Source organism: Bordetella sp. 2513F2 (assembly GCF_054642735.1).
Window position 1 is genome coordinate 2,129,995 of record NZ_CM137755.1, and the last position, 22,394, is coordinate 2,152,388.

Here is a 22,394-nt window from a genome sequence, read left to right on the forward strand (position 1 = left end):
GCGCATCCGGTTCCGCGATCGGGGTTCAGCCGCGGCTGGGCAGCTCGACGACGCCCGTGCCCAGCACCGACAGCTCGTCGTCCTGGTTGCGTGCTTCCTGTTCGATCTCGACCAGGTGCCGGCCGTCTTCCACATACTTGCGCCTGACGCGGCCCTTGATGAAGAGCATGTCGCCCTCCGGATTGTGGCGCCGGATCTTGCAGTGGGACTTGCGCAGGAAACCGTCGTCCCCCATCCAGTTGGTGAGATGATGCGTCAGCCAGGAGTTGCGTTCCGGGCCGTAGTCGTAGGCGCCCGGCGCGCCGACTTCCAGTGCGAACTCCTCCTCCCAGTGCACGCGCTCCGGCACGTCCGGGATGCCGAAGCGGTTGGTGATGCCCACGCCGGGGTGGGCGTCGATCAGCTGCCAGGCAAGCTTGTTGGCGCGGATATAGAGGCCGCCCCAGCCCTGCGCGTACGCGATGAAGCCGGTGACCGTCATCGGGCCCTTGAACAGGACGGGCAACGGTTCGCCCTCGGCCACGTCTTCCCAGTAGCGCGGCGTGGCGCCGCGCACTTCCTCCATGGCGTAGAGCTTGTAGGCCTCGCGGAGTTCCTCGGGCGTATAGCGGCGCGGTTCGCGGGCGCGTACCTCCCTGTATTTGCTGCCGTGCTCGCGCGCGTGGTCGCGTTCGGTGCGGAAGCACCAGCTGTCGGCCTCGGCGACCTTGTCTCCCTCCTGGTTGTAGAAGTCGACGTGGTAGATCTGCTGCACGGCGCGGCCGGCGAAGCGGGTCTCGTGCTCCACCAGGTCCTTCAGATAGGCTTCCGTGGAAATGGTGTCGTTGCGGCGGACGGGAAGATGCCAGCTCCAGTCGGCGCCCGACCACATGGCGTGCACGCCCGGCAGGCCGCCCACGTAGCCCGACACGATCCGGCTGGTGGCGAACAGGAAGCTGGGCAGCGCGAGGATGCCGCCATGGCGCGTGCGGGCCGCATATTCGGGATCGCACCACAGCGGATTGTCGTCGCCGATGCCATGGGCATAGTGGCGGATGTTGTCGCGCGTGGCTTCGTAGCACCAGGGTTCGGCGGTGGCGCCGATCTTCACGCCGATGCGTGCGCGCAGCTCGTCCAGCCCCTGCTCGGTGATCTTGGGAAAGCTGCGTTCGGATTTGGCCTGGGTCAGCATGATGTCTCCTGCTCCGGTTGTCAGTAGGCGGCAGGCGCCGCGGCATGGTTGGCAAGCTCCTGCTCGCGCAGTTTCTTGCGGTGGATCTTCCCTGCGGGGGTCTTGGGCAGCTCGGCCACGAAGGCCACCTGCCTGGGGTATTCGTGCTGGCTGAGGCGTGTGCGCACGGCCTCCTGGATTTCGCGCGCGAAGGCCTCGTCGCCCGCGCGGCGCGCCACCACGAAGGCCTTCACGACCTGGCCGCGCAGCGCGTCCGGCACGCCGATGGCGGCCGCCTCGGCCACGTCGGGATGCTTGAGGATGGCGTCTTCGATTTCGACGGCGCTCATGGTCCAGCCCGCAGAGATGATCACGTCGTCGGCGCGGCCGGCATGCCAGAAGTAGCCGTCCTCGTCGACGCGCCCGAGATCCTTGGTGGAGATCCAGGCGCCGCGCCGCCACAGCTTCAGCTCGCCGGTGACGCCGGGCGGGCAGGGCGCGCCCGCGGCATCCTGGACCTCCACGCGCAGGCCGGGCACGGGCTTGCCCAGCGAGCCGCGCTTGACGACGAAGTCCGGCGCGCCCGGATAGTTCACCAGGCACACGCCCACCTCGGTGGTGCCGTACATGCTGCATGCGGGGTGCCCGAAGGTGGACTCCACGAAGGCGGCGGTTTCGCTGTCGATCGGTTCGCCGGTGAAGCTGAGCTTCTCGAGGAAATAGCGGTAGCGCCCCGCCGCGCCCGAATTGCGCATCATCCGGTAGTGCGTGGCGGCAGCGGAAAGATTGGTGAAACGGTGTTCCTGCAGGGCGCGCAACAGGCGCTCGGCATCGAACCTGCCGGCGTAGGCGCCTATGGTCACGCCCAGGGCCAGCGGGGCCAGCGTGCCGTGCCACAGCCCGTGTCCCCAGGCCGGCGAGGAAGGGCACATGAAGCGGTCGGCGGGGCGTATGCCGGTGCCGTACAGGGCGGCCAGCATCAGCGTGACCAGGGCACGGTGCGTGTGCTTCACCGCATCGGGAAGCTCGCGCGTGGTGCCCGAGGTGTACTGGTATATGGCCAGGTCGTCGGCGCGGGTCTGCGGCGCGAACGTGCCGGGGAATGTTTCCAGGCTTTCCAGGAATGCGTCGTCGGCCACCACCGCTTCCAGCCATTCCATGCCGGCTGCCAGCGCGGCCTTTTCGGCCGTGGTGACCAGCATGCGGGGCTTGCAGTCCTGGACCCGCAGGCGCACGCCGTCGGGCCCGAACAGGGTGAAGAGCGGCACGGCGATCGCGCCCAGCTTCATGATGCCGAACATGGCCACGTAGAAAGCGCGCGAAGGCTCGAGCATGATCGCCACGCGGTCGCCGGGCTGGATTCCGCGCGAGGCCAGATAGTGCGCGAACCGGGAGGAGGCCTGCGCGATGTCGCGAAATCCCAGTTCGAGGTCGCTGCCGTCGGCGCGGACCAGGATGACGGCGCTGCGCCCGCCTGCGGCATGACGGTCCATGCATTCATGGGCGATGTTCATGTGCTGCGCATTTCCGTCGAACAGTTCCCAGAGCTTTTCGGGTGCGCAGTGCGCCTGGGCGTCGGCGTAGGAAAGGTATTCGGTCAGCTTCGTCATGGCCCGCCTTTGTCGTCTTGTCCGGTTGCGGTCACTTTGCGCGCGTCGTCGAAAATTGTCAATATGCTCTATTAATTGTATATATACAACTATCTAAAGAGAGCTACGCAGCCGACGCCGTCGAGCGGTCCATCGTCGTATGCTTGCCGCTGCACCGAAGGAGAATCGCCATGTCAGTACCGGATCCCCGCGAACCCGCCGCAGCAGGCCCCCGGCTGCGGGCGGTGCCCGCCGTAACGCGGGCCATCGCCATCCTGCGCCTGCTGGGCCGCAGCACCACGCCCTTGACCCTCAAGGCGGTGGCCGACGAACTGGGCCTGGTCACCAGCACCTGCCTGCACATCCTGCGGGTACTGGCAGACGAGGGGCTGGTGCGCGTGGATCCGGTCAACAAGCGCTACAGCCTGGGCGTGGGCATGCTGGCGCTGGCCCGCAGCGTCATCGAGAGCAGCCCGTTTCCCACCCTGGTCCAGCCCGTGCTGGATCGCCTGTCGGGCAGCTGGAACGTGACCGCAATCGGCGTCGAGGTCACCGGCATGGACCACATGGTGGTGCTGGCGCTGTCGCGCTCCAGCGCGCCGTTTCGCCTGCATGTCGACGTGGGCAGCCGCTTCCCGGCCCTGATCAGCGCCACCGGCCGGCTGGTGGCGGCTTTCGGCGTGCTGCCCGACAGCGAGATAGAGCGCCGTTTCAAGGCCCTGCGCTGGGACCAGCCGCCGGACCTGGATGCGTGGCGCAAGGAGGTCGAGAACGTGCGCCGCAAGGGCTACAGCATCGACCGCGGCAACTACATCGACGGCGTGGCGCTCATCGCCGTGCCCGTGTTCGACCGGCATGGCAGGCTCACGCATTCGCTCGTGGCCGCAGCGCTGTCGAACCAGTTGAACGGGGCGCGCGGGCAGGCGCTGGCGAAGGAGATGCAGGCCGAGGCGGGCGAGCTTTCGCAATTGCTGGCGGCAAGGAGCTGAGCGCCATGGACGCACGACCCACGATGGAAACGCTGCAGGCCGCCGGCTGGCGCGCCCGCACGCTACCGGGGTTCGCCGGCCTGGTCGGCCCTCTCTGGACGCGCAAGGAGGCGGATGCATGGGCCTATGGCCTGCTGGCGACGCCGGCCCATGCCAATCCGGCCGGCATGGTGCACGGCGGCCTGCTCGCCACCCTGATCGACCACGCCCTGAGCGCCATCGCATGGGAAGCGCAGGGCCGCCTGCCGTGCGTCACGGTGCAGCTGGATACGCATTTCCTGGCCGGGGCGCAGGTCGGCCAGTTCCTCGAGGCCCGCGGCACGATACTGCGCGCGACGTCCGGCCTGGTGTTCATGCGCGGCGAGATCCGCGCCGGCGACACCGACATCCTGAGCGCGGCGGCGGTGCTGAAGATCCTGCGCCGCGAGCCTGCCGCCGGCCTGCAGCCCTAGCCTTGCCCGCGCCGGTGCTGCAGCAGGCCTTCCAGGAAATCGCCCAGGGCATCCGCTGGGTCGTCGCGCTCCAGCGTGATCATGCGGATTCCCCATTGATCGAGGATGGCCTCCTGCACCGGATTGCGCCATGGGGAGAAGATGTACGACTGCGGCCTGCGCGCCTCGTGGCCGCTGTGGCGCCAGATGCGGGCCAGCTTGTGGAAGAGGAACCGCAGGTTGACGTCGGACAGGGCATAGCCGATGAACAGCACGCCGCGGCCCAGCACGTCGGCGCGGAACTTGATGTCCAGCGGCGTCTCGAATTCGAGGCGTTCGAAGTAGGTGCTTTCGTCCAGGATGATGGAGCCCGCATCGGCGAGATCGCCGTGGAACTTCACGATCTGGCACAGGCCGGCGTCGACGCCGGGCAGGTCGGACACGGAGCCTATCCGCACATAGGGCCGGCCATGGTGCTCGTAGGCGCGCTCGATCCAGCGATCGTAGTTGGTGGTGTAGACCAGCGGGAAATCCAGCTCGCAGATCAGCCTGTGTACGCGCGAGCGGCCGATGTCCACGTCGCCGGGATGCCAGTGGGTCTCCATCCAGTCGCGCAGGCCGTCCAGGCCTCCTTTCCGGATGCGGTAGTACTCCGCCAGCGCATGGAAGTCGCCCAGCTGCCGGAGGTCGTCCGGCTCGTACCCCAGGTCGGCGGCGAATTTCTCGACCAGCGCGTCGCGGGAAGACGGCAGGCCCAGTTGCATCGAGGCGCCGGCGCCCACGAACAGCATGACCTGGCCGCGCGCCACCTGATCCGCCAGTTCGGCCAGCACGGGGGATAGGCCATTATCGGGTGCCTGCTTCATCGGGCTTGCCTCCTTTTCCTGCCGGCACGGCGCCGCAAACGGCATGCCCGGCAGGAAAGAGACGCCGTGACCGCCCCGGCGCTACTGCACCTGGATGCCGGCCGCCTGGATCAGCTTGCGCCACTTCTCCACTTCGGCCTTCTGGAAGGCGGCCAGCTGCTGCGCGTCCATGCCACTGGAGTCGATGGCCATCTCGTCGAATTTCTTCTTCACGTCAGGCTCCTTCAGGATCTTGAGGATCTCGGCGCTCAGGCGGTCCACGATGGGCTGCGGCGTGCCGGCCGGCGCGAACACCGCCTGCCACGAGACGACCTCGTAGTCCTTGAGGCCGAGCTCCTGCAGGGTGGGCACGTCCGGCAGGTTCGGGTCGCGCCTGGCCGAGGTGACGGCCAGCGCGCGCAGCTTGCCGGACTGGATCAGCGGCAGGGCGGGGGGGATGTTGTCGAAGGCCATGGACAGCTGGTTGCCGAGCAGGGCCTGCAGCACGGGCGCGCTGCCCTTGAAGGGCACGTGCATGATGTCCACGCCTGCCGTCACCTTGAACAGCTCGCCCGACAGGTTCTGGGAAGTGCCGTTGCCCGAGGAGCCGTAGCTGAGCTCGCCCGGCTTGGCCTTGGCCGCGGCCAGCACGTCCTCGACGCTGCGCAGCGGACTGCTCTCGTTCACCAGCAGCACGTTGCCCAGCTTGCCGGTGAGCGCGACCGGCTTGAAGTCCTTGACCATGTCGTACGGCATGTCCTTGTAGAGGCTGCCGTTGATGGAATGCGAACTGATGGTCCCGCCCACCAGGGTGTAGCCGTCGGGCCTGGCCTTGGCCACGTAGTCCGAGCCGATGTTGCCGCCGGCGCCCGGCCGGTTCTCCACCACCACCGTGGTGCCCAGCGCAGGCCCCAGCTTGCTGGCGACCAGCCGGCCGATGATGTCGGTGGCGCCGCCGGGGGCAAACGGTACGACGTAGGTGATGGGCTTGCCCGCGGGCCAGGCCTCGGCGGCATGGGCCCCGGCGACGGCGCCCAGGGCGCAGGCGGCGGAAAGGACGAAACGGGTTACGGCGTGCATGGAGTCTCCTTGGTCGTTATGTCGTGGACGGCGCGTCCGTCGGGCGGCCGCCGCCTTCAGCCCGCCTTGGGAAGAGGCTGCGGCCGGTCCTAGCATAAACATAAACGACATGGAGGCGCCGGCAAACAGCGGATTGTCGGGCGCGGGAAGGAGATCTGCCCGGCGAGCCTACCGCGGCGCGGAATCCGCTACGCAGCCTGGCGCAGCAGGGTGAGCACGAGTTCGGGGGTGGTGTTGGCCTGGGCCAGCAGGGCCTGGCCGGCCTGCTGCAGGATCCGTGCGCGGCTCAGGCTGGAGATTTCCACCGCATAGTCGGCATCGCGGATGCGCGAGCGCGCGGCCTCCAGGTCCACCCGGTTGTCGGCGAGCCCGTTCACCACGGACTCGAACCGGTTCATCATCGCGCCCACGTAGGCCCGGTAGCTGTCCAGGTCTATCATGGCCCCGTCGGAGGCCTCGAGATAGTTGGGCTCCATGAGCTCGATGTTGTTCGCACCCGGGCCGTTCACGACCAGCGGCCTGCCCTGGCTCACCAGCGAGCGCGGGAAGTAATAGCCGTTCCATTCCACGTAGGGCGTGTACACCCCTTCCTTGGTCCAGCCCACCTTGGGCTGGTTGAGGGTCACGGCGGTGCTGGTGCCCGTGGCCTGGTCGACGACGGTGGCGCTGAAGCTGCCGCTCAGGCTGATCTGGTAATCGGCGGTGCCGTCGGCGCGGGGCTGGAAGGCATTGGCGGACTTGTGATACCAGTCGTCGCCGATACGGATGGCGATGCTGTCGCCCAGCGGCTGGCCCTGGGCGGTGTAGACCTGGCGGACCTCGATCTCGCTGGTCGAGATGCCGAAGTACGCCGCCACTTCCTCCTTGCCGTACAGCCGCCCGCCGTCCGGAAGGGTGACGATGGGGTTGCCGATGTCGTAGGTGCCCGGGGGAAAGCCGCCCACCGACGTATTGACCCTGATCTCTTGCAGCGCCGGCCCCAGCGGCGGCGGCGTCTCGCGCAAGCCCAGCGACTTGGAATCCAGCTCGCGCAGCATGATCGCCACCGTATCGCCGTCGGACTCTCCCGTCTGGATGGACAGCGTGGAGGACGTGCTCATCAGCGGAACGCCGTTGAAGCTCAGGCTGGCCGCCAGCCGGTCGATCTCGTCCAGGCGCTGGGCGATCTCCGTGTCGATGGCTTCCAGGTCGGTCTGGGAATACGTGCCGTTGCCGCGCTGCACGGCCAGTTCCCGCACCCGCTGCACGTGCTCGTTGACGGCTTCCAGGCCGGTGTCCAGCGTCTCGAGCAGGCTGAGCGCGTCCTGCGCGTTGCGCTCGGCCACGCTCTTGCCCCGGATCTGCGACTCCATGCGGTTGGCAACGGCCGACCCCGCCGCATCATCGGCGGCATGGTTGATACGCAGGCCCGAGCCCAGCCGCTCGATGGCGGCCGTGAGCCGCCCCTGGCTTGCGGCCAGGTGGCGCTGCGTGGTCAGTGCCGAGACGTTGGTGTGGATCTGCATGTGCCGAAACAGGATTCGAGCCGATAGGTCGCGCTTCTAGGACTGGTCTTATGAGATTGGTCTGAGATTCAGGGATTTAACCGTTTTCCGGCGGCGTCCATTTGCCCGAGTAAGCCCCGATTGCCCCGCTTTTGCGCGAGTTTGGACGGCACGGGCACACCGTGCGGCAAATGCTGGACTTCCACCCGGAGAAAATTCTGATCTAGCGCAGGCGAGACGGCATAGGCGGGATATCATATTATGATACATTCAGAAAAATAATGTGGTATTCGTCATGTCCTGCAATCCCCTGGCCCAGCCCAGCGCCCGCGAGCGCTTCGTCTTCATGGAGGGGCTGCGCGGGCTTGCTGCCGTGCAGGTCGTCCTGCTGCATTATTTCGCCTTCTTCTTCCCGGCTTTTGCGCGCGTGGCGGGCCATGGCGGGCAGCCATGGGAAGCCGCGCTGGCCCATACGCCGCTGTTCTTCCTGATCGACGGCTACACCGCGGTGTACCTGTTCTTCCTCATGAGCGGCTTCGTGCTGGCCTCCGGCTTCCTGCACGCTGCGCCGGCATACGGCAGGCAGGCGCTCAAGCGCTTCGTCCGGCTGTATCTGCCGGTTGCCGCCGCCGTGCTGCTGGCGCTGGCGTGGCTGGGCCTGCTGCCCGAAGCCAGGACGGCCGCGGCGGCGCTGGCGGGGTCGGGATGGGCTGCGGGCCTCTACCAGAATCCCCTGGCTGCCGCCGACATCGCCCGCGAGCTGCTCCTGAGCTCCATGCTGCTGGGATACCAGGGCACGTCGCTCTTCGGCAGTCTGCCGTTCGTCTCGTCGAAGCTGGCCCCGGTGCCGCACTCGACCATACCGGCGCTGTGGACGCTGCACATCGAATTCTGGGGATCCCTGCTTACCCTCATGCTGGTGGCGGGCTACCGCGTCATGCCCCGGGCGGCCTTCTGGTCCGCCTACGCGTGCCTGCTGGTCATCACGGGCACCAGCGCCTATACGCTGTTCTGCCTGGGGTTCGCACTCTACCTGCACCGGCGGCGCTTGCTGGAGAGCAAGGGATGGTTGCCGGCGGGCATCGGATATGCGTGCCTGGCTGGCGCGGTCGCCGTATCGGCGGGCGGCGAGACGGGCCCGGTCCGCCACCTCGTGGCGGCCGTGGGCTGGGCCCTGCCGGGACACGTCCCCTCGGGCGCCGTGCTCGGCGCACAAGTCGCCGCCATCCTTGTTTTCTTGGGGGTATTGCTGGTGCCCGCGGTCCGGCGCATGCTGGCGCAGCCCGTGCCGGCATGGCTGGGCGGCATTTCGTTCAGCCTGTACCTGGTCCACTTTCCCATTCTTTTCACCCTGGGCGCAGCGACGTTCGTCATGCTGCAGCCCCAGGCGGGGTACCTGCCCGCCGCCGCGCTGACCGCGCTGGTCTATGGTTTTGCAACCACCGTGGTGGCCATCGTTTTTGCGCGGACCGTGGACCGGCCGGCGATCCTGCTGGCGCGCCGGTGGGTCGCGCGGCGCCGCACCGCAAATGCGCCGGCCATGGAAGCCGGAGAGGCGCCGTCCACGCCTTGACGATCCCGGCGGCCCGTGCAGGCACAGGCCGCCGGTCGGAGGCGGAGCGGGGCTGGCCGCGCCGGCCGCCCCGCCGCGGCATCACGCCGCTTCGTCGAGCCGTACCTGCACGGTATCCGCGCCATACAGCACGGTGGCCTTGAAGCCCGCGACGGTCACGCCGTCGAACCGGCCGTGCACGGCGCTGGCGTTCAGCACCGTCAGGGTCTCGCCTGCACGGGGCGCGTAGCCTTCCTGGAACGCCACCACCAGCTGGCCGGCCAGCGCGGCGGGGCCGTCGACGGCGACCCGGCCCGCCGAGCCCGTGCCCAGGCGTGCCTGCAGCGTGCCGGAGGCGGTCTGCGTATAGGTGGAATGCACCTGCACAGCCTCGGCTGCCTGCACGGACAGCGTGCCGCCGCCCACGTAGACCGCCCCGGCGCCCAGCGCCGACGCCGCGTCGGCGCGCAGCGTGCCGGCCACGATCTCGGTGCCGCCGCTGTACTGGTTGGCCCCGGCCAAGGCCAGCGTGCCCGTGCCATCCTTGGTCAGCTTGCCGGCGCCGGTGATGTCGTTGCGCCACACGTCCAGGGCGTTGAAGCCGCCCTTGCTGGCATCCATGCTGACCACCACGTCGCCGTCGAAGGCGCCGTAGCCGTCGGCCGCGGCGAAGAGGTTCAGGCGGCCGTAGCCTTCCGCGTCATCCAGCGCCGGATAGCCCGAAGGCAGGGCCGTGGTCTTGAGCACCACGCGGCGCTGCTCCGCGGTGAGGTAGGGCAGCCGGGTCTCCAGCACCACTTCGGCGCCCTTGGGCACCACGGCGGGCCGGCCCGTGTCGCCAATCGGCGTGAAGTCGAAGGTCAGCCGGCGGCGATATTCGGACTTGTTGGTGTCGTGATCGGCCAGGCGGTCCTGCGAGACATCCTGCGAATGCGCATAGGCGTAGAACGCTTCGGGCGTGCTGGTGCCGACGGCGGCCATCAGCGTCTGGTGCGCCTGGGCGTAGGCGGTGGCGCGTTCGCCTTCAGATGCCGCATAGATGTTGCCCACGGCCGAAGCCTGCCCGAGGATGCGGCCGCCGATCACGTCCAGCGGCGAATGCATGCCGGCGAGGATGCGGTTCTCGCCGAGCTCCAGGCCGCGCGCCAGCATCTCCTGGTAGCGCTCGGGCACCAGGTAGGCCATGGCGATGGCGTTGCGCACCGCCTCGGCGGTGTGGCCGCTGGGGTAGCCGCCATCGGTTGCGGGCGTGGTGCTCTTGGCCGGCTCCAGCGCCGGAACCACGATCACGCTGCTGCTCCAGCGCCACGGGCGCGCGTATTTGTAGAAGCGTTTGCCCGGCTCGGTGGAGGCATTCTCGCCCATGCGCTGCACGAACGCGATCACGTCGCCGAACTCGGGATTGGCCGACCCGGCCACGCCGGTATTGTTGCCGGCGTCGTCATACTTGACGGTCGTGGCGTCGGGCGCGATGTCGGTGATGGTGGTGAACTGCTGCGCGGCGGCACGCCAGGCCTCGGTGAGCGGGCCCATGCCGTCGGTCACGCTGTAGTTCTTGCCGCGGCGGTCGTCCAGGTAGGCAGCCAGCTCCTGCTCGGGCGTGCGGGCCGTCGTCACGCGCACGGCGTAGTCGATGTTCTCCTGGTGCACGGCCAGGTTCTTCACGGTGCCGTCGGTGGCATCGCCCGGGATGCCGGTCCAGTCGGAGGCTTCGACGGCAGGGTAGCCGTCCACGGCGTCTGCAGTGACGCCGGCATCGACCAGCAGGGTGCTGGGTTCCCAGACGTCGAGAAAGCCCGACAACACGCGCACGCCTGCATTGGTGTCTACCGTCGCGTAGCGGGCGTCGCCGCGCTGGTTGGTGTAGGCGAAGTCGACGAAGGCGGGCGCGTCCGGAACCGGTGCGCTGTCGGCGTAGCCCAGTCCGGCCGGCGCAGCCGGGACGACGTAGGCGGCGTCGTCGGCGGGCGGCTGCTGTGCGTCGTCGTCACCGTCGTCGCCGCCGCAGGCGCTCAGGGCCAGCAGGACGGCAAGCGTGGTGGCGCGCAGGGCGTGCGCGGGGATGGCCTTGTGGAAGGCGCGAGCGTAGTGCATCGTGGGGAGTCCGTGGTGGAGGAGCGCGCATGGTAGATACAAATTATTTATGCGGCATGACACGGAGGCGCCCCGGCATGCCGCAACGAGGTGGCGGCCGGCGGAACACAGTAATGGCAGTAATGGAGGCTACGTATTTCTTTTTATCGGAAATATCGTCAATATTTTCATCCTATAGAAAAATTTGTATAGTCCCCCAACCCCACTTCCGTAGCGATACCCGATGGCACACGATCCCGGCATACAGGCTTACGTAGAACACGCGCGGCGCAGCATGGGAGACGCCGCCGGGCTGAAGGCGCTGACGGTGGGGCAGCGGCGCCTGCGCGCCGACCGGTATGCAGCCCTGGTGCGGGAAGCCTATCCCCCGACGCTGTCGGCAAGCGACACCTACATCGTGCTGCCGGGCCGGGAAATTCCCGTGCGGGTCTACCGGCCCGCGGCCGACGGGCCGCTCCCCACCATCGTGTACCTGCACGGCGGCAGCTTCGTCGCGGGCAGTCCGCAAGGGCATGACTTCATCACGGCAAGCCTGGCCTGCAACACGGGTGCGCAGGTGTTCAGCGTGCACTACCGGCGCGCGCCGGAAAATCCCTATCCCGCCGCCACCGATGATGCCTACGAGGCACTGTGCTGGGCCGTGCGCGAGGCGGAGGTGCTCGAGGTGGATCCCGCCCGCATCGCCGTCGCGGGCGACAGCGCGGGCGGCAACTTGGCCGCGGCCTGCGCGCTCCTGGCGCGAGATAGGGGCGGGCCGCGGCTTCGCATGCAGGCGCTCATCTATCCCACCCTGGACGCAGACCTCGACACGCCCAGCTATCTGCACAACACCGAAGACGCCTTCCTCACGCGGGACGCCATGGCCTTCGCCCTGGATGCTTTCCTTTCGGGGCAGCTGGACACGCAGGACGGCTATGCGTTGCCCATGCGCGCCGCCAGCCACCGGGGCCTGCCGCCCGCCTACCTGCTGCTGGCCGATCATGATCCGCTATTGGACGACGGCACGCGCTATGCCGAGAAACTGCGGCAGGCAGGCGGCGAAGCCCAGGTGCGCATCGGCAAGGGCATGATCCACGGCTTCCTGCGGGCGCGGCGCTACAGCGCCGTGGCCGAACAGGAGTTCCAGATGATGTGCGCGGCGCTGCGGCATGCGCTCGACCTGCCGGCGCCGGCCTCGCACTGGTAGCGCGAGCGGCGCGGTTGCGCGGCCAGAACTCCCTAGAAGTGCAGATGTGCCGAGGGCTCGTGGGCGATGATCCACAGCACGCTGACCGGCTCGTCGAACGGGTTGCGGAATATGTGGGGGGTGGCGCCATTGAACTGGAAGCTGTCGCCCTGGCGCAGCACCAGGGTGCGGCCGTCCAGCTCGAGCTCGAAGGCGCCCCGCAGCACCGTCCCGCCCTTTTCGGCCGGGTAGCTCAGCGCCGGTTCGCCGGACGTGCCGCCCGGCTGGATGTCCAGCACCATGAACTGCAGCCGCTGCCCGGCGGCAGGCGAGAGCATTTCCTTGGTCATGAGCGGCGTGCCGAACGGCATGGCCTTGCGCTGGCCTGCACGCCGCACATGGATGGCGAGCGGGTCGTCAGCCGTGCCGGAGGCCCGGACCTCATCCACGGATTCGAACAGGGCGCTGAGCGGAACGTCCAGCGCCTGGCGTATCCGCGCCAGCGTGCGCAGCGACGGATTGCCCAGGTCGCGCTCGATCTGGCTGAGCATGCCCGTGGCCACGCCGGACTGCGCCGCCAGCGTCTGCAGCGATATCTTCTTCTGCTTTCGTATGCGCCGGATGGCCCGGCCCACGAATCGGGTGTCGTCTGGTTCCACTTGGGCTAAAGCACCGGGGCCATGGAGCCGGCGTGGCAATGGGAGGCCCGGGCCGTCATTGCGCCGTCTTGAGACCCATGTCGTTCAGGATGGGCATCCACTGTGCGTAGTCTACCTTGAACAATTGCTTGGCATCGGCCAGCGAGCCCGGCATGGGGATCAGGCCGAGCTGTGCCAGGCGCTCCTGCAGCGCCGGCTTGGCCAGCGCCTGGCCGATCGCGGCATGGATGGCGGCTTCGACGTCGGGCGGCGTGCCCGCGGGCGCGAAGATGGCCTGCCACGGCTGCATGCGTTGCTGCACCACATCGCCCAGCCCGGCCTCGGCGATCGTGGGCACATCGGGCAGTTCCGCGAGGCGCGTTTCCGTGAAAGAGGCCAGCGCGCGGATCTTGCCGCTCTTGATGAGTTCCTTCACCACGGGCGGCGTGTCGACCAGGTAGGCATTGCGGCCTTCCACCAGGTCCACCAGGGCCGGAGCACTGCCCCGGTAGGGCACGTGCACGACCTTCGCGCCCACCGCGTCGGCGAAGTACTGCGCCGTGACGTGCCCCGAGGTGCCGGCGCCGGCCGAACTGAAGTTGTAGGCGCCGGGACTGGCCTTGAGCTGGGCGACGAAGGATTTCAGGTCCTGGGCCGGGGAGCTGGCAGGCACCACCAGCACCAGCGGAACCTTGGAGATCAGCGCCACGGCGGAGAACGCCCCGACCGGGTCGTATGGCAGCTGCGGCGCGGTGCCGGCCAGCAGGATCTGCGTGGACATGCCGCCGAGCAGCAACGTGTGGCCGTCGGGGCGGGCGCGCGCCACGGCCTGGTTGCCGATCAGGCCGCCGGCTCCCGGCCGGTTTTCCACGATCACGGACTGGCCCAGCGCCTGGCCCATGTGTTCGGCGATGAGCCGCGCCACGATATCGGAGTTGCCGCCTGCGGGGAAGGGCACGACCAGCGTTACGGGGCGTTCGGGATAGGCGGCGTGGGCTGCAGCGCCCAGGCTCAGCATGGCGCTGGCAGCCACGGCAGCCGCACGGCGCGCCATGTGGGCAAGGAATCGGGAGGGCGAGAAGGGCATGCGTATCTCCGGGCGGCATGAATGAGCGTGTTCGGGCTTGATGATATTTTTTCTATATATAGAAAAAAATAAGAGAAATCCCTCGGGCCACACACCAGAGTGTTGGGGGTGCCAAGCCAGCTAGGGGTAAGCCCATATTGGTATTTCGCTGATAAAACGCTAGCGTTTTATCTTTGTCCGGGGGCGCCGTATGCCGTGGCTGCACCCCTACCGCTGGAGCATCATGGACGAGCTTGATATCGATACCGACGTGCTGGTCGTGGGAGCCGGCGCGGCCGGCATGAGCGCGGCCGTTGCCGCGGCCCAGGCGGGGCGGCGGGTGCTGCTGGCCGACCGCAGCCTGATCAGCCGCGGCGGAGCCACCGTCATGGCGCAGATGACGGTGGCGGCGGCCCTGGGCGAACAGACCGACGACCACTGGCGCCACCACTACGAAGACACGCTGCGCGCCGGCCGGGGGCTGTGCAGCGAACCGCTGGCCCGGCTGCTGTGCGAGGAGGGCGTGGACGCGATCCGCCTGCTGCAGCGCTGGAAGGTCGGCTGGGCGGCCGATGCCGGCCGGCTGCGCCAGGTGCATGCGCCCGGGCACGACCGCCCGCGCTGCGTGTACGTGGATTACCTGAACACGGGCCCGGCGGTGGCCAAGACGCTGCGCACGCAAGTGGCGCGGCACGACGCGATCCGGCGCGCCGGCGATCTCTATGTGGTCGACATCCTGCTGCACGAGGGCCGGGCCGCGGGCGCGCTGGCCTTGCACCTGGACACCGGCAGGCCCGTGGTGATACGCGCCGGCGCGGTGATCATCGCCACCGGCGGCCTCACGCGGCTGTATCGGCGCAGCAGCGCCTCGCTGAACATGGGAGGCGACGGCTACGCGCTGGCCGCGCGGGCGGGCGCGCGCCTGGTCGACATGGAATTCGTGCAGTTCTTTCCCATCGGCCACCTGGCCCCGCGCCTGGTCGGGCTGGATCCCATCATGTGGGATCCCTTCCGCTACAAGCTGGGCGGAGAACTGCTCAACGGCCTGGGCGAGCCGTTCATGGGCAACTACGACCACGCCTCGCAGGACACCGGCCGCTACGTGGTCACGCGCGACGCCGCCACGTACGCGATCACCAAGGAGGTGGCGGCGGGCAGGGGCAGCCCGGCAGGCGGCGCCTACCTGAGCTTCCGCCACGTTCCCGCCGCCACGCTGCGCGAGGCGTTCGGCCCCATCATCGACACGCTGGCCGCCAACGGCATCGATCTCGCGCGCGACATGGTGGAGGTGGCGCCGATCGCGCATTACCACATGGGAGGCGTGCGCGTGGGCACGGACATGCAGTCCGATGTGCCGCGGCTCTATGCCGCCGGCGAAGCGGTGGGCGGCGCCAACGGCGCCAACCGCCTGTCGGGCAACGCCATCACCGAGGCCGTGGCCTTCGGCCTGCGCGCCGGCCGGGAGGCGGCGCGGGCCCTGGCGTCGGACGGCGACGCGGGCCGGCCCGGCAGCGCGGCGCTGCGGCAATCGGCCGGCTCGCGCATCGCCGAACTGCAGGCAGACGACACGCGGGCCTCCCCGCCGAATACCGCGTCCCTGCTGCGCCGGCTGCAGGAAACCATGCAGGCCGATGCGGGGCCGTTCCGCACCCGCGCGGGCCTGCTGCATGCGCGCGCCGAGCTCGCCTGCCTGCAGCAGGAGCTGGGCACGGTGCTGCCCGGCACGGCAGCCGCGCACGACACCCGGCGCATCGACGGACTGGACCTGCGCAACATGCTGCTGGTGGCGCAGGCCGTGGTGGCCTGCGCGCTGGCGCGCGAAGAGAGTCGGGGAGCGCACCAGCGCGAGGACTTCCCCGGCATGGATCCGGCATGGCGCCTGAACCAGACGGCCCGATGGACCGCGGGCGGCTGGCAGCTGGAGCAACAGGCGGTCCAGACTGCGGACGCGGAACAGGAAATGGCAGGAGCCCGGGCATGAACCAAGTAACCACGGCAGGCGATGCAGCCACGGTGACGCTCTCGGTGCAGCGGGGCGTCGGAGCAGGGCCCGTCCACCATACCGAGCACGAAGTTCCGGCGGACCAGGCAGTTTCGCTGCTGGACGCGCTGCGCTGGATACGCGAGCATCAGGACGACAGCCTGGCGTTCCGGTATTCCTGCATCAACGCCAATGCCTGCAAGGAATGCATGATGGAGCTCGACGGCAAGGTGGTCTATGCCTGTGTGGCGCGCCCGCAGCCCGGCTGCCGTCATGTGGTGCAGCCCCTGGGCAACAAGCCCCGGCTGCGCGACCTGATCACGGCCATCGCCCCGGCCAAGGAACGCCTGCACCAGGACACCGAAGATGGCCAAAACTAGCAGCACGGCGCGGCCCCGTCCGGCGGGGGGCGGCAAACCGGCCAAGACGGCATTGCGCATCATGTCGGCGGCGCACCTGGCCGAAGGCGCGCATCCCGGATTGTCGGAGCTGGAGTTCGGGGTGATCGTGGCCAACAATGCGTTCCAGCGCTGGGTCACGCGCTGCATGGCGGCGGCCGGGGCGCCGGATCTGGGGCCCACCGACGTCCTGGTGCTGCATCACGTGCATCACCGTTCGCGCGGCAAGCGCCTGGTCGACATCTGCTTCACGCTGAACTACGAAGACACGCACGTGGTGAACTACGCGCTGAAGAAACTCGCGGCGCAGGGCCTGGTCCAGGGCAGCCGCAGCGGCAAGGAGGTGTTCTACACCGTGTCGGAAGAGGGCGCGGCGCTGCTGGGCCGTTTCCGCGACATACGGCAGGAGTGCCTGCTGCACAGCGTAGACCGCGAACTGGACGATGCCGAGGAGCTGTCGCGCATTGCCAGCCGGCTGCGCTTCCTGTCGGGCATCTACGACCAGGCCGCCAGGGCGGCCTCATCGCTCTGAGTTCAGCGGGGGCGCCACGGCTTCCAGCGGCTTGCGTTCGGCATCCACCGCCAGCCGCCATGCCAGCAGGCCTGCCGCCGCCATCAGCACCGCGGCCAGCGCGTAGCCCAGGGTCAGCGCGCCGCGCTGTCCGCTGCCGACCAGCCAGCCGAACAGGGCCGGGCCCGCGAAGCCGCCCACGCCGGTGCCGGCCGCATAGAACAGGGAGATCGCCAGGCCGCGCATTTCCAGCGGGAACACCTCGCTCGCGGTGAGGTAGGCGGAACTGGCGGCGGCCGAGGCCACGAAGAATACGGCCGTCCAGCACCATGCCTGCGTGCGGGCATCCAGCCAGCCTGCCTGGAAAGCCCAGGCGGTAAGCCCGAGCCCGAGGCCCGACAGCAGGTAGGTGAGCCCTATCATCCGGCGCCGTCCCACCCGGTCGAACAAGGGACCCAGCACCAGCGGCCCCAGCACATTGCCCAGCGCGAACGGCAGCACGTACCAGCCCACGCTGCCGGCAGGCACATCGTAGAAGCGCGTGAGCACCAGGGCGTAGGTGAAGAAGATCGCGTTGTAGAAGAAGGCCTGGGCGAGCATCAGGGCCAGGCAGACCCCCGAGCGCGACGGGTAGCGTCGCAGCAGCACACGCGCCGCCTCGCGCAGCGTGGGCGTGCGCGCCGCGCGATAGGCGGGCGTGGCGCCCGCCACTGCCGGGAGGGCGCCGTGGCGGGCCTGCACCTGCGCCTCGATGGCCTGCACGATGGCCATCGCCTCGGCTGCGCGGCCATGGGAGAGCAGCCAGCGCGGGCTTTCCGGCACGTCGCGGCGCACCAGCAGGATGGCCACCGCCAGCAGGGCGCCCAGCCCGAAGGCCAGCCGCCAGCCCAGGTCCGGATCGATCAGGCGCGCATCCAGCAGCGGCAGGCTCAGCCCCGCGCCCAGCGCGGCGCCGATCCAGAAGCAGCCGTTGATGGCGAGGTTCACGCGGCCGCGCACCCGCGCCGGAATCAGCTCGTCGATGGCGGAGTTGATGGCGGCGTATTCCCCGCCGATGCCTACGCCCGTGAGGCAGCGGCAGACGGCGTAGAAGGTGTAGCCGGGCGCGAAGGCCGTCGCCAGCGTGGCCGCCATGTACAGGCCCAGCGTGGCCAGGAACAGGCGCTTGCGGCCCAGCCGGTCGGCCAGCCGGCCGAACACCAGGGCCCCGGCGACGGCGCCCGCCACATACAGCGAACCGGCAGCGCCCACTTCGGCGGGGCTGAGGGCCAGGGTGTCGGCGTGGGTGAGGATGGCGCCCAGCGAGCCGGCCAGCGTCACCTCCAGCCCGTCCAGCACCCAGGCCACGCCCAGCGCAATCACCACGCGCCAGTGCCAGGCCGACCAGGGCAGCCGGTCCAGGCGGGCGGGGATGTCGCTGGGGGAGGGCGATGCGCTCATGGACACACGATATGCCACAACCGCGCTCCTGCGGTAATATTCAGCTTTCCGTAAGCTTTGGGTGCGCCCCGGGTGCCGGCGTCATCGTCCACCGCGGGTTCATCCTCTTCCATGACCAGCGAGCCTCCCAGTACCACCGCGCCACGCGTTCCAGACCCGTGGCGCTCCCTCTCCGGAATCACGTCTCCCAGGCGGTTTCTCCAGCCTGCCCGGGCGCCTTGCCACCCGCGCCTGCCGGTTCGTCCCCCTCATGCCTTGCTGCCACGGCCCCGCTGCGTCGTGGCGCGCTCCATTGCTTTCTTCCGGATTCCCTCATGATTTTTGACTGGATGGCCGACCCCACCGCCTGGCTGGGTCTGGCGACGCTGATCGTTCTTGAAATTGTCCTGGGCATCGACAACCTGGTGTTCATCGCCATCCTGGCCGACAAGCTGCCGCCGGCCCAGCGCAACCGGGCGCGGGTCATCGGCCTGACCCTGGCGATGCTGATGCGCCTGGGCCTGCTGGCCAGCATTGCCTGGGTGGTCACGCTGACTGCGCCGCTCTTCACGGTGTTCGGCGCCGAGATATCCGGGCGCGACCTGATCCTGATCTTCGGCGGGGTGTTCCTGCTGTTCAAGGGCACGATGGAACTGCACGAGCGCGTCGAGGGCAGGGCCCATGGCGGATCGCAGAAAGTCCAGCACGCCGTGTTCTGGCAGGTCATCCTGCAGATCGTGGTGCTGGACGCGGTGTTTTCCCTCGATTCCGTCATCACGGCGGTAGGCATGGTGCAGGAGCTCAGCATCATGATGATCGCCGTGGTGGTTGCCATGGCCGTGATGATGCTGGCCAGCCGGCCGCTGATGGCCTTCGTCAACCGCCATCCGACCGTCGTCATCCTGTGCCTGGGGCTGTTGCTGATGATCGGCTTCAGCCTGGTGGCGGAAGGCCTGGGTTTCCACGTGCCCAAGGGCTATCTGTATGCCGCCATCGGCTTCTCCATCCTGGTCGAGGCATGCAACCAGCTGGCCCGGCGCAACCGCAGCCGCCGCAGCCATGGCCTGACGGGACGCCAGCGCACCGCGCAGGCGGTGCTGCGGCTGCTGCGCGGCAGCAGGGCGGACGGCGACCGGAACACGATGGACGACGTCACCGCCCTGGTCGACGGCGTCGGCGAGGAGCCGGCCGTCACTCCCGAAGAAAGCAGCCTGATCGAGCGGGTCCTGGCCATCGGCGCGCGCGACGTGCGCTCGATCATGGTGCCGAGGGGCGAGATGGTATGGCTGGACCTCAGGGACACGCCCGATGCCGTGGTGGAGAAATTCTCGTCCGGCCATGCACGGCTGCCGCTGTGCCAGGGCGATCCGGCCAATGTCATCGGCGTGCTGCATTTCAAGGACGTGCTGGGAAGGCTGCAGGTGCCGGGCCCCCTGGACCTGGTGGAGCTGGCGCGCAAGCCCCACTACATCATCGAGACCACGCCGGTGTTCAAGGTGCTGGACGTGTTGCGGCAGTCGCGCGAGCACATGCTCATCGTGGTGGATGAACATGGCAGCTGCGAAGGCCTGGTCACGCCGCTGGACGTGCTGACGGCCGTGGGCGGAGACCTGCCCGAACACGCCGAAGCGCCGCCGGCGACCCGCCTCGACGACGGGACCTGGCTGCTGGACGCCGGCATGCCGATCGAGGAAGCGCGGCTGTTCCTGCCCGATGCCGGGCTGGCCCAGCCGCTGCCCGATGCCACGCTGGCCGGCGCATTGCTGCGGGCTTGCGGCCGCCTGCCCGAAGTCGGGGAAACGATCCATTGGGGCGACTGGATGTTCGAGGTCGTGCAGCGCGACGGCCTGCGCATCGGCCAGGTGCGGGCGCAACCGCGCCCCGGCGCCGATGCCCGCGAGGCCGCGGGCGGCCACTGAGGCCCCCGGCCTCCACCGAAATCCGGCGAGCCCTCGTCCGGCGCACGCCGCAAGGACATTGCGGCGTGCCCGCTTGCATCGGGGCAGGTCGGGCGCTATAGTTCAATAAACGTTGAATTATTGAATCATTAGCCCCATGGCCATGACCGAAGACCGCGCCGTCGCCTCCCTTGCCGCCCTGGGGCATGCCCAGCGCCTGCGCGCCTTCCGCGCCCTGGTGGTGGCCGGCCCGCAGGGGCTCACGCCCAGCGCCCTGGCCGAACACCTGGGCATGGCGCGCAACGCCTTGTCCTTCCACCTGAAGGAACTGGCCCATGCCGGCCTGGTCACGGTCGAGCAGCAGGGCCGCAACCTGATCTATCGCGCCGATTTCCCCGCCATGAGCGGCCTCCTGGCCTATCTCACCGAGAACTGCTGCGAAGGCGGCGCCTGCGAAATCAACTTGTCCATCGAGGCCGCCCGGTGTGCGCCGGCGGCCGGGTCGTCCCATTGATCCCGTTGCGGAGGTTGTCCATGTCGGAGAAGGTCTACGAAGTGCTGTTCATCTGCACGGGCAATTCCGCCCGGTCCATCCTGGCCGAAGGGCTGCTCAACGGCCTGGGGCAGGGGCGCTTCCGCGCCCATTCCGCTGGCAGCCAGCCCAAGGGCGAGGTGCACCCGCTGGCGCTGGCCACCCTGGAGCGGCTCAAGCTGCCCACCGAGGGCTTCCGCAGCAAGAGCTGGGACGAGTTCGTGCGGCCCGACGCGCCGCAGTTCGACTTCATCTTCACGGTCTGCGACAACGCCGCCGGCGAAGTCTGCCCGGTATGGCCGGGCAAGCCCATGTCGGCGCATTGGGGCGTGCCGGACCCGGCCGCCGTCGAAGGCAGCGACGAGGCAAAGGCCAAGGCGTTCCAGGACGCGGCCGTGGTGCTCAAGCGCCGCATCGAGCTTTTCCTGTCCCTGCCGATGGCGCGGCTGGACGCCATGTGCCTGCAGCACGAACTGCACGGCATCGGCAAGGCGTAGGAGGCGAAGACCATGCAAGCCGCCATGACCGGGACGCCGCCCGCGCCCATGAACGTGTTCGAGCGCTACCTGACGCTCTGGGTCTTCCTGTGCATCGTCGTCGGCGTGCTGCTGGGCCAGGCGGCGCCCGCGGCCTTCGAGATCGTGGGGCGCCTGGAGATCGCCCGGGTGAACCTGCCGGTGGGGCTGCTCATCTGGCTCATGATCATCCCCATGCTCATGAAGGTGGACTTCGCGGCAATGGGACAGGTGCGCAGGCACTGGCGCGGCATCGGCGTCACGCTTTTCGTGAACTGGGCGGTGAAGCCATTCTCGATGGCCTTCCTGGGCTGGCTGTTCATCCGGCAGGTGTTCGCGCCCTGGCTGCCGGCCGAGCAGCTCGACAGCTACGTCGCCGGCCTCATCCTGCTGGCCGCCGCGCCGTGCACGGCCATGGTGTTCGTATGGAGCCGGCTCACCGGCGGCGATCCGCTGTTCACGCTGTCGCAGGTGGCGCTGAACGACACCATCATGGTGTTTGCGTTTGCGCCCATCGTCGGGCTGCTGCTGGGCCTGTCGTCCATCACCGTGCCCTGGGATACGCTGCTCACTTCGGTGGTGCTGTACATCGTCATCCCCGTGATCCTGGCGCAGGCCTGGCGCCGGGCGCTGCTGCGCCGCGGCCAGGCCGCGTTCGACACCGCGCTGGCGCGGCTCGGGCCGCTGTCGATCGTGGCGCTGCTGCTGACGCTGGTGCTGCTCTTCGCCTTCCAGGGGCAGGCCATCCTGCAGCAGCCGCTGGTGATCGCCATGCTGGCGGTGCCCATCCTGATCCAGGTCTTCTTCAATTCCGCGCTGGCCTACTGGCTCAACCGCAGGGCAGGGGAGCAGCACAGCGTGGCCTGCCCCTCGGCGCTGATCGGGGCGAGCAACTTCTTCGAGCTGGCCGTGGCGGCCGCCATCAGCCTGTTCGGTTTCCAGTCCGGGGCGGCGCTGGCCACGGTGGTGGGCGTGCTGATCGAAGTGCCCGTCATGCTGCTCGTGGTGCACATCGTCAATCGCACGCGCGGCTGGTACCAGCGCGCCTGATCCTTCC

The 22,394-nt window shown here is 68.8% G+C and carries 20 protein-coding genes; 11 read left to right on the top strand and 9 right to left on the bottom strand.

Going from position 1 to position 22,394, the window contains the following annotated elements:
* Positions 1 to 25 precede the first annotated feature (25 nt).
* Both ACYBYQ_RS10025 and ACYBYQ_RS10030 read right to left on the bottom strand, forming a co-directional pair.
* The gene (locus ACYBYQ_RS10025; RefSeq protein ID WP_459618597.1) at positions 26 to 1,171 is read right to left on the bottom strand and encodes an FAS1-like dehydratase domain-containing protein; all 1,146 of its coding nucleotides are present in this window, start codon (positions 1,169 to 1,171) and stop codon (positions 26 to 28) included.
* Between the two features lie 20 nt (positions 1,172 to 1,191).
* Positions 1,192 to 2,760 (bottom strand): acetate--CoA ligase, encoded by a 1,569-nt coding sequence (locus ACYBYQ_RS10030; protein ID WP_459618598.1) that lies wholly within the window; start codon positions 2,758 to 2,760, stop codon positions 1,192 to 1,194.
* A gap of 170 nt (positions 2,761 to 2,930) precedes the next feature.
* On the opposite strand from ACYBYQ_RS10030, the gene ACYBYQ_RS10035 reads away from it, so the two are divergent.
* Complete coding sequence (locus tag ACYBYQ_RS10035) at positions 2,931 to 3,728, top strand: IclR family transcriptional regulator (RefSeq protein WP_459618599.1); 798 nt, start codon at positions 2,931 to 2,933, stop codon at positions 3,726 to 3,728.
* A 5-nt stretch (positions 3,729 to 3,733) separates the two neighbouring features.
* Entirely contained in the window at positions 3,734 to 4,180 is a 447-nt protein-coding gene (locus ACYBYQ_RS10040; RefSeq protein WP_459618600.1) for a PaaI family thioesterase, read from the top strand.
* Here the strand turns inward: ACYBYQ_RS10040 and ACYBYQ_RS10045 are convergent.
* The 3 genes from ACYBYQ_RS10045 to ACYBYQ_RS10055 all read right to left on the bottom strand — a co-directional run bounded on the left by ACYBYQ_RS10045 (position 4,177) and on the right by ACYBYQ_RS10055 (position 7,589).
* Complete coding sequence (locus ACYBYQ_RS10045) at positions 4,177 to 5,025, bottom strand: SIR2 family protein (protein ID WP_459618601.1); 849 nt, start codon at positions 5,023 to 5,025, stop codon at positions 4,177 to 4,179. The genes ACYBYQ_RS10040 and ACYBYQ_RS10045 overlap by 4 nt on opposite strands.
* 81 nt (positions 5,026 to 5,106) lie before the next feature.
* The gene (locus ACYBYQ_RS10050; RefSeq protein WP_459618602.1) at positions 5,107 to 6,084 is read right to left on the bottom strand and encodes a Bug family tripartite tricarboxylate transporter substrate binding protein; all 978 of its coding nucleotides are present in this window, start codon (positions 6,082 to 6,084) and stop codon (positions 5,107 to 5,109) included.
* A gap of 188 nt (positions 6,085 to 6,272) precedes the next feature.
* Positions 6,273 to 7,589: a flagellin N-terminal helical domain-containing protein gene (locus ACYBYQ_RS10055; RefSeq protein ID WP_459618603.1), complete on the bottom strand. Its 1,317-nt coding sequence runs from the start codon at positions 7,587 to 7,589 to the stop codon at positions 6,273 to 6,275.
* A 274-nt stretch (positions 7,590 to 7,863) separates the two neighbouring features.
* Here ACYBYQ_RS10055 and ACYBYQ_RS10060 point away from each other — a divergent pair, with 274 nt between their 5' ends.
* Positions 7,864 to 9,141: an acyltransferase family protein gene (locus ACYBYQ_RS10060; RefSeq protein ID WP_459618604.1), complete on the top strand. Its 1,278-nt coding sequence runs from the start codon at positions 7,864 to 7,866 to the stop codon at positions 9,139 to 9,141.
* A gap of 81 nt (positions 9,142 to 9,222) precedes the next feature.
* On the opposite strand, the gene ACYBYQ_RS10065 is transcribed toward ACYBYQ_RS10060, so the two are convergent.
* Positions 9,223 to 11,214 carry a phosphatase PAP2 family protein gene (locus ACYBYQ_RS10065; RefSeq protein WP_459618605.1) on the bottom strand — a complete coding sequence of 664 codons (1,992 nt, stop codon included), beginning with the start codon at positions 11,212 to 11,214 and terminating at the stop codon, positions 9,223 to 9,225.
* A 223-nt stretch (positions 11,215 to 11,437) separates the two neighbouring features.
* On the opposite strand from ACYBYQ_RS10065, the gene ACYBYQ_RS10070 reads away from it, so the two are divergent.
* On the top strand, positions 11,438 to 12,400 hold the full coding sequence (locus ACYBYQ_RS10070) for an alpha/beta hydrolase (RefSeq protein WP_459618606.1): 963 nt from the start codon (positions 11,438 to 11,440) through the stop codon (positions 12,398 to 12,400).
* 32 nt (positions 12,401 to 12,432) lie between these two features.
* Here the strand turns inward: ACYBYQ_RS10070 and ACYBYQ_RS10075 are convergent, their stop codons facing one another.
* Both ACYBYQ_RS10075 and ACYBYQ_RS10080 read right to left on the bottom strand, forming a co-directional pair.
* Positions 12,433 to 13,038, bottom strand: a complete 606-nt coding sequence (locus ACYBYQ_RS10075; RefSeq protein WP_459618607.1) for a cupin domain-containing protein — start codon at positions 13,036 to 13,038, stop codon at positions 12,433 to 12,435.
* 55 nt (positions 13,039 to 13,093) lie between these two features.
* Positions 13,094 to 14,104: a tripartite tricarboxylate transporter substrate binding protein BugE gene (locus tag ACYBYQ_RS10080; protein ID WP_459618608.1), complete on the bottom strand. Its 1,011-nt coding sequence runs from the start codon at positions 14,102 to 14,104 to the stop codon at positions 13,094 to 13,096.
* Between the two features lie 223 nt (positions 14,105 to 14,327).
* Here ACYBYQ_RS10080 and ACYBYQ_RS10085 point away from each other — a divergent pair, with 223 nt between their 5' ends.
* The 3 genes from ACYBYQ_RS10085 to ACYBYQ_RS10095 all read left to right on the top strand — a co-directional run bounded on the left by ACYBYQ_RS10085 (position 14,328) and on the right by ACYBYQ_RS10095 (position 16,994).
* On the top strand, positions 14,328 to 16,064 hold the full coding sequence (locus ACYBYQ_RS10085; protein ID WP_459618609.1) for an FAD-binding protein: 1,737 nt from the start codon (positions 14,328 to 14,330) through the stop codon (positions 16,062 to 16,064).
* A complete protein-coding gene (locus ACYBYQ_RS10090) occupies positions 16,061 to 16,444 on the top strand; it encodes a 2Fe-2S iron-sulfur cluster-binding protein (protein ID WP_459618610.1) in 384 nt (127 codons plus the stop codon). The genes ACYBYQ_RS10085 and ACYBYQ_RS10090 overlap by 4 nt, the downstream gene beginning before the upstream one ends.
* A gap of 61 nt (positions 16,445 to 16,505) precedes the next feature.
* Positions 16,506 to 16,994 carry a winged helix DNA-binding protein gene (locus ACYBYQ_RS10095; protein ID WP_459618747.1) on the top strand — a complete coding sequence of 163 codons (489 nt, stop codon included), beginning with the start codon at positions 16,506 to 16,508 and terminating at the stop codon, positions 16,992 to 16,994.
* Here ACYBYQ_RS10095 and ACYBYQ_RS10100 read toward each other — a convergent pair.
* A complete protein-coding gene (locus tag ACYBYQ_RS10100) occupies positions 16,983 to 18,413 on the bottom strand; it encodes an MFS transporter (protein WP_459618611.1) in 1,431 nt (476 codons plus the stop codon). The genes ACYBYQ_RS10095 and ACYBYQ_RS10100 overlap by 12 nt on opposite strands.
* Positions 18,414 to 18,727: 314 nt before the next feature.
* Between ACYBYQ_RS10100 and ACYBYQ_RS10105 the strand changes: the two genes are divergently transcribed.
* From ACYBYQ_RS10105 to arsB, 4 genes are all read left to right on the top strand, one after another.
* Complete coding sequence (locus ACYBYQ_RS10105) at positions 18,728 to 20,311, top strand: TerC family protein (protein WP_459618612.1); 1,584 nt, start codon at positions 18,728 to 18,730, stop codon at positions 20,309 to 20,311.
* A gap of 142 nt (positions 20,312 to 20,453) precedes the next feature.
* The gene (locus tag ACYBYQ_RS10110; protein WP_459618748.1) at positions 20,454 to 20,804 is read left to right on the top strand and encodes an ArsR/SmtB family transcription factor; all 351 of its coding nucleotides are present in this window, start codon (positions 20,454 to 20,456) and stop codon (positions 20,802 to 20,804) included.
* A gap of 20 nt (positions 20,805 to 20,824) precedes the next feature.
* The gene (locus tag ACYBYQ_RS10115; protein WP_459618613.1) at positions 20,825 to 21,319 is read left to right on the top strand and encodes an arsenate reductase ArsC; all 495 of its coding nucleotides are present in this window, start codon (positions 20,825 to 20,827) and stop codon (positions 21,317 to 21,319) included.
* A 12-nt stretch (positions 21,320 to 21,331) separates the two neighbouring features.
* Entirely contained in the window at positions 21,332 to 22,387 is a 1,056-nt protein-coding gene (arsB, locus tag ACYBYQ_RS10120) for an ACR3 family arsenite efflux transporter (protein ID WP_459618614.1), read from the top strand.
* The last annotated feature ends 7 nt before the right edge of the window (positions 22,388 to 22,394 follow it).

Coding starts and splice junctions, on each gene's coding strand:
- ACYBYQ_RS10025 (WP_459618597.1), bottom strand. CDS start 1,171: ATGCTGACCCAGGCCAAATCCGAACGCAGCTTTCCCAAGATCACCGAG.
- ACYBYQ_RS10030 (WP_459618598.1), bottom strand. CDS start 2,760: ATGACGAAGCTGACCGAATACCTTTCCTACGCCGACGCCCAGGCGCAC.
- ACYBYQ_RS10035 (WP_459618599.1), top strand. CDS start 2,931: ATGTCAGTACCGGATCCCCGCGAACCCGCCGCAGCAGGCCCCCGGCTG.
- ACYBYQ_RS10040 (WP_459618600.1), top strand. CDS start 3,734: ATGGACGCACGACCCACGATGGAAACGCTGCAGGCCGCCGGCTGGCGC.
- ACYBYQ_RS10045 (WP_459618601.1), bottom strand. CDS start 5,025: ATGAAGCAGGCACCCGATAATGGCCTATCCCCCGTGCTGGCCGAACTG.
- ACYBYQ_RS10050 (WP_459618602.1), bottom strand. CDS start 6,084: ATGCACGCCGTAACCCGTTTCGTCCTTTCCGCCGCCTGCGCCCTGGGC.
- ACYBYQ_RS10055 (WP_459618603.1), bottom strand. CDS start 7,589: ATGCAGATCCACACCAACGTCTCGGCACTGACCACGCAGCGCCACCTG.
- ACYBYQ_RS10060 (WP_459618604.1), top strand. CDS start 7,864: ATGTCCTGCAATCCCCTGGCCCAGCCCAGCGCCCGCGAGCGCTTCGTC.
- ACYBYQ_RS10065 (WP_459618605.1), bottom strand. CDS start 11,214: ATGCACTACGCTCGCGCCTTCCACAAGGCCATCCCCGCGCACGCCCTG.
- ACYBYQ_RS10070 (WP_459618606.1), top strand. CDS start 11,438: ATGGCACACGATCCCGGCATACAGGCTTACGTAGAACACGCGCGGCGC.
- ACYBYQ_RS10080 (WP_459618608.1), bottom strand. CDS start 14,104: ATGCCCTTCTCGCCCTCCCGATTCCTTGCCCACATGGCGCGCCGTGCG.
- ACYBYQ_RS10085 (WP_459618609.1), top strand. CDS start 14,328: ATGGACGAGCTTGATATCGATACCGACGTGCTGGTCGTGGGAGCCGGC.
- ACYBYQ_RS10090 (WP_459618610.1), top strand. CDS start 16,061: ATGAACCAAGTAACCACGGCAGGCGATGCAGCCACGGTGACGCTCTCG.
- ACYBYQ_RS10095 (WP_459618747.1), top strand. CDS start 16,506: ATGTCGGCGGCGCACCTGGCCGAAGGCGCGCATCCCGGATTGTCGGAG.
- ACYBYQ_RS10100 (WP_459618611.1), bottom strand. CDS start 18,413: ATGAGCGCATCGCCCTCCCCCAGCGACATCCCCGCCCGCCTGGACCGG.
- ACYBYQ_RS10105 (WP_459618612.1), top strand. CDS start 18,728: ATGATTTTTGACTGGATGGCCGACCCCACCGCCTGGCTGGGTCTGGCG.
- ACYBYQ_RS10110 (WP_459618748.1), top strand. CDS start 20,454: ATGACCGAAGACCGCGCCGTCGCCTCCCTTGCCGCCCTGGGGCATGCC.
- ACYBYQ_RS10115 (WP_459618613.1), top strand. CDS start 20,825: ATGTCGGAGAAGGTCTACGAAGTGCTGTTCATCTGCACGGGCAATTCC.
- arsB (WP_459618614.1), top strand. CDS start 21,332: ATGCAAGCCGCCATGACCGGGACGCCGCCCGCGCCCATGAACGTGTTC.